This window comes from Corynebacterium sp. HMSC055D05, assembly GCF_001810365.1.
GTDB classification, from domain to species: Bacteria; Actinomycetota; Actinomycetes; order Mycobacteriales; family Mycobacteriaceae; genus Corynebacterium; species Corynebacterium coyleae.
Genome location: NZ_KV801083.1, coordinates 21,629 through 22,490 on the forward strand (window position 1 = coordinate 21,629; position 862 = coordinate 22,490).

The 862-nt window shown below is 63.2% G+C and carries 2 protein-coding genes; both read left to right on the forward strand.

The features are described 5' to 3' along the window. The coding region (locus HMPREF2734_RS11205; RefSeq protein ID WP_141750496.1) for a DUF4192 family protein at positions 1-434 on the forward strand (434 nt) is incomplete at its 5' end. A gap of 160 nt (positions 435-594) precedes the next feature. Beyond that, positions 595-738 (forward strand): hypothetical protein, encoded by a 144-nt coding sequence (locus HMPREF2734_RS12120; protein ID WP_016456431.1) that lies wholly within the window; start codon positions 595-597, stop codon positions 736-738. Positions 739-862: the final 124 nt, after the last annotated feature.

Consider the following 862-nt stretch of genomic DNA (forward strand, 5'->3'; position numbering starts at 1 on the left):
TCCCGCCCATGTTCGCAGACGTGCTGCAGCGTGAGTATGAGCAGGCGGCGGCAGGGATCACCCAGCCGAGCGCTCGCGCTGTTCGGTCTGCGCTGAAATGCTTCACCACGCCGCGCTTGCGGGACACGCTGCTTGCCGCACTGCTCGATGACCCGCAGGCGGGCCTTGCGTTCATAGAGAAGGTTATGCGCGCTGTCCCGACCAGCTGGCCAGGGATGCGCTCGCAGCTCACCGCCACTGTTGCCGTGCTCGCTCACGCCACAGGCCAGCCGGGGCTAGCTGGCGTGGCTGCGCAGCGAGCCACCGAGATCGGGCCAGACGAGAACTTCCCGTCGCTGGTGGCGAAGCTGACCGATATCGGCCAGGGCGAGCGGATGGTCGAGCTTGTCCGCGAGGGCGCTGAGAAGACCCGCACGATCTTGTTTGCCGAGTAGCACCACACACCCCGTTGTAGCAATGCAACGGGGTTTCTTTTTCTCGCGGGGCCTTGGCTTGCGACGACAGACACCGCAACGAGGCAGGGGAGTGACCTTTAGACAGCAGAGCTGTCTCCAACAGACGGATTGACCACCAATCCGAACAAGGAGGCACGTGATGCGCGACATCACCCACACCGACCTGGAACTGCTCTACCAGCTCGCCGACGGCATCGACGGCGAGGACGCCGATCCGGGTGCAGCACAAGAACTGCGCGACCTAGAGGCGGCAGGCACACCGCTGCCCTGGGCAGTGTTGTAACGACAGCGCAACCGCCCCGCAGCAGCAAAGCAGCTGCTTAAGTACCCAAATTGCACGGCAAATCACACCCACTCACGTAAGGAGAACCAACATGTCCAACCCCTTCAACAACGGCACCATCGTC

Coding starts and splice junctions, on each gene's coding strand:
- HMPREF2734_RS12120 (WP_016456431.1), top strand. CDS start 595: ATGCGCGACATCACCCACACCGACCTGGAACTGCTCTACCAGCTCGCC.